Annotated in this window: 5 protein-coding genes; all 5 read left to right on the top strand. The window is 32.9% G+C overall.

The annotated features are described in order from the left end of the window. On the top strand, positions 1-1,078 hold a 1,078-nt coding region (gene cas7e, locus HMPREF0518_RS08075), incomplete at its 5' end, for a type I-E CRISPR-associated protein Cas7/Cse4/CasC (protein WP_003627703.1). After that, a complete protein-coding gene (gene cas5e / locus HMPREF0518_RS08070) occupies positions 1,059-1,784 on the top strand; it encodes a type I-E CRISPR-associated protein Cas5/CasD (protein WP_003627702.1) in 726 nt (241 codons plus the stop codon). The genes cas7e and cas5e, both read left to right, overlap by 20 nt. A gap of 13 nt (positions 1,785-1,797) precedes the next feature. Next, entirely contained in the window at positions 1,798-2,451 is a 654-nt protein-coding gene (gene cas6e / locus HMPREF0518_RS08065) for a type I-E CRISPR-associated protein Cas6/Cse3/CasE (RefSeq protein ID WP_003627701.1), read from the top strand. 1 nt (position 2,452) lies between these two features. Next, positions 2,453-3,397, top strand: coding sequence for a type I-E CRISPR-associated endonuclease Cas1e (gene cas1e / locus HMPREF0518_RS08060; protein WP_003627700.1), 945 nt, complete (start codon positions 2,453-2,455; stop codon positions 3,395-3,397). After that, on the top strand, positions 3,397-4,145 hold a 749-nt coding region (cas2e, locus tag HMPREF0518_RS10120; protein ID WP_003627699.1), incomplete at its 3' end, for a type I-E CRISPR-associated endoribonuclease Cas2e. The genes cas1e and cas2e, both read left to right, overlap by 1 nt.

Below are 4,145 nucleotides of genomic sequence, written 5' to 3'. Positions count from 1 at the left end.
GCAAACTGTGCCATCATCAAACATTAACCGTGATGATACGGGATCACCAAAAACGGCAATTTATGGTGGCGTAACTCGATCACGTGTTTCATCTCAGAGCTGGAAAAGAGCTATTCGTCTTGGATTTCAAGAAGACTCTAGGGATGCAAAGTGGCTTAAGGGTTTTAGAACTTTAAAAGGCGTTCAGCTCTTAATTAAAAAGATTCAAGAACTAGATAATACAATAAGCGATGATGATGCCTTAGAAAAGGCAAAGGCTGTATTTGCTGCAGCCGGAATCAAATTGAAGAAAGATAAAGACACTGGAAAATATTTAACTGGGGCTTTATTTTTAATTAGCAATGGTCAATTGGAAAAAATAGCTAAAATAGCTTTAGATTCCGATGGAATTGATAAAGAAACTGGTAAGGAAATTAAAAAGGCTTTAATGGAAGAGCAATCTTTAGACTTGGCCTTGTTTGGACGGATGGTTGCAGATAATCCTGATCTAAATGTAGATGCATCAAGTCAAGTAGCACATGCAATTTCTACCCATGAAATTACTCCAGAATTTGATTTTTATACAGCTGTAGACGATGTTAAGAAAGAAGGGTCATCAGGCTCTGCAATGTTAGGAACTATTGAATACAATTCTTCTACTTTGTATAGATATGCAAACGTTAATGTTTTGGATTTAATGCATAATTTGGGCAATGAAGATCTTACTTTGGAGGGAATTAAGCTTTTTATCAAGGAATTCATTATGACTATGCCGACTGGTAAAGAAAATACTTTTGCAAATAAAACTTTGCCACAATATGTAATGGTAAATGTGCGTGATGATACACCTGTTAACTTAGTTTCAGCTTTTGAAACACCTGTTGAATCTAAAGGTGGTTATGTTCAGAAATCTATTAATAGATTAAAGGATGAGTATAACCGAACACTTAAATATGTTGATAAGCCTGCTTTTGACATTGAATTAGCTGATTCCGATAAAAAAATTGTAGATAAGCAAGCAAAAAGTGTAACTGATTTAATTGATCAAACTGCTGAATTTATCAAACAGGAGTTAAACAATGAAGACAGCAACGATTAGATTGACAGCACCATTGCAGTCTTATGGAAATCAAGCTTCTTTCAACCAGAGAACTAGTGACAATTATCCATCAAAAAGTGCAGTCATAGGAATAATTGCTGCGGCCTTAGGTTATCGTAGAGATGATGCACGAATTTTACAATTAAATAATTTGTTATTTGCAGTTAGAATTGAACAGTCAGGAAACATGATGACAGAATTTCAAACTGTTGAGTATCAAAAGAGTTCTACTAAAACAGCTAGAAAATTAACTTATCGTGAATTCATTCAGGATGCTGTATTTATGGTAGCAATTGGTAGTGATAATGATCATGAAATTGAAAAGATAGTTTCAGCACTTAAGCATCCTAAATTTCAACTTTATTTGGGTAGACGATCTAATCCTCCTGCTGGTCCATTAATGATCGAAACTTATGATGAAGAAAATCCACTTCAAGTGTTGGAAAAATTATCATGGCAGGCTGAGCCATGGTATCAAAAGAGATTAAGAGCGCCTAAATTTTTAACCAGAATAATTGCAGACGCTGAATTAAATCCAGAAAATAATATAACAATGATTAAAGATAAAGTAGGTTCCTTTAATCAAAAGAATAGATATTATCAATATCGTCCTGTAATTATTAAGAAGAAAATAGAATTAGATAATTTAGAGTATAAATCAAGTACTGACTTGAAAACAGATTTAGATTATTGGTCGTTTGTTTAGGAGGATAGATAGTATGTATCTATCAAGAGTTGAAATTGATACTAATGATCGTCAAAAGATTAGTGACTTAACTCACTTGGGCTCGTATCATAACTGGGTTGAACAAAGTTTTCCTGATGAGGTTAAACAAGGAACTAGGCTGCGACATTTATGGCGAATTGACGAATTTAGTAATAAGAAATACCTTTTATTAGTAAGTAAAAATAAACCAAAGTTAAATAATTTAGAGAGATATGGTGTACCTTATACTGCTGCCACTAAAGATTATGATCGATTCTTAAATCAGTTAGTTGAAGGAAAAAAATATCGTTTTCGATTAACAGCTAATCCAACTTATAGGATTACTGATTCAAAATCTGGAAAGTCTAGAGTCGTACCTCATATTACTATTTTGCAACAAACTAATTGGTTATTAGAACGTACAAAAAAACATGGTTTTGAAATTGTTCGAGATAGTGAGGAAGTTTATAAATTGAATATCTCTGAACGTGATTGGCCTAGATTACGGCGCAAAGGAAATCATTTAATCAAATTAAGCCGTGTAACATTTGATGGAATTTTGCAAATAACAGATTTATCCAAATTTAAATTAGCGTTAATTAATGGTATAGGTAGAGAGAAAGCATATGGTATGGGATTGCTAACGGTAATTCCATTGGAAAAGTAAAATGGAAAAGAATTTTGGTGCTAAAAAGCCTGAAATTCAGGAATTAGGAAGAGTTTCAGATAGAATCAGTTTTATTTATATAGAGCATGCTAAGATAAATCGACAAGATAGTGCGATTCAGGTTGCTGATAGTCGAGGAATTGTAGATATTCCAGTAGCATTAGTAAGTGTTCTGTTGCTAGGACCTGGAATTGATATTACTCATCGAGCTATGGAATTAATAGGAGATTCTGCTCTTGCTGTTGTTTGGGTAGGTGAGTGCGGCGTACGTGAATATGCACATGGTCGTGCACTTAATCATTCTTCGCGTTTATTAGAAGCACAAGCAAAATTAGTTTCTAATCGTAGAAGTAGATTAGCTGTAGCCCGAAAAATGTATGAAATGCGTTTCCCTGATGAAGATTTTTCTGGATTAACTATGCAGGAATTACGTGGCAAGGAAGGCACACGAGTTAAAAAAATTTATCGAGAGCAATCCAAATTAACAGGGGTTAAGTGGACGCGAAGAGAGTATAAGGTTGATGATTTTGAAAGTGGTACGCCAATAAATAAAGCTTTAACTGCGGCTCATCAAGCATTGTATGGCTTGTGCTATAGTGTTGTTGCTGCATTAGGCGTGTCACCTGGTTTAGGTTTTATTCATACAGGACATGATTTATCTTTTATTTATGATTTTGCTGATTTGTATAAAGCTGATTATTCTATTCCAATTGCTTTTAAAATAACTGCTGAATATGGTGATAGTGACATTGCTACACATACTAGAATAGCAATGAGAGATAAGTTCAGAACTTGTAAATTGCTTGTTAAAATGGTTAAAGATTTAAAATATCTTTTATTAAATGAAAAGATTAATGATGATCTTGATGTAAATGTCTCGATGAGTTTATGGGATGATCGTGAAGGATTGCAAAAATTTGGTGTGCAATATCATGAGGTATCATAATGATTGTAATTACCTTAACTAAAGTACCGCAATCTTTACGTGGTGATTTAACCAAGTGGTGTCAAGAAGTTCAAACCGGTGTATATGTTGGGAGTTTTAGTGCACGGATTCGGGATCTTTTATGGAAAAGGATTTTGTTAAATATTGGACGAGGTGAAGCGACTTTAATTTATACTACTAACAATGAGCTAGGCTATGATTTTAAAACGACTCGTAAAGATAAGCAAGTAGTTCAATTTGATGGAATTCCAGTAATGATGCACTTAAAAAATCAAAGTAGTACTAATAAAAGAAAACTCGGTTTTAGCACAGCAGCGCATTATCATAGAGCAAATACTTTACATAAAAAATCCAATGAAAAAGATGTTTTGTCTTCTATTGTTGCATTGGATATAGAGACCACGGGATTAGATATTACTAAAGATCAAATCATCTCGATTGGAGCAGTGAAATATATATCTAAAAGTAAATGTGAAAGATTTTATCGACTAATTAAAACTGATTATGAAATTCCAACGCATATTTCTAAAATTACGCAATTAACATCAGAAAAATTGAATCAAAGTGGTATTGAATTATTTGATGCGCTTGAAGACTTAAAGAAGTTTTTAGCTGATAGATTAATAGTAGGTTATAATTTAAATTTTGATATTAATTTCCTGAATCGTGACTATCAAAAATATAATAATTCCCATATCTTGAATAATTTAAAGGATATATTGCCAATAATTAAGAATAAAAATAAGTT

Origin of the sequence: Lactobacillus helveticus DSM 20075 = CGMCC 1.1877 (assembly GCF_000160855.1) — a bacterium.
Taxonomy (GTDB): domain Bacteria; phylum Bacillota; class Bacilli; order Lactobacillales; family Lactobacillaceae; genus Lactobacillus; species Lactobacillus helveticus.
Note: the sequence above shows the minus strand (reverse complement) of the source record. Positions and strands in the feature narration are given on the sequence as shown.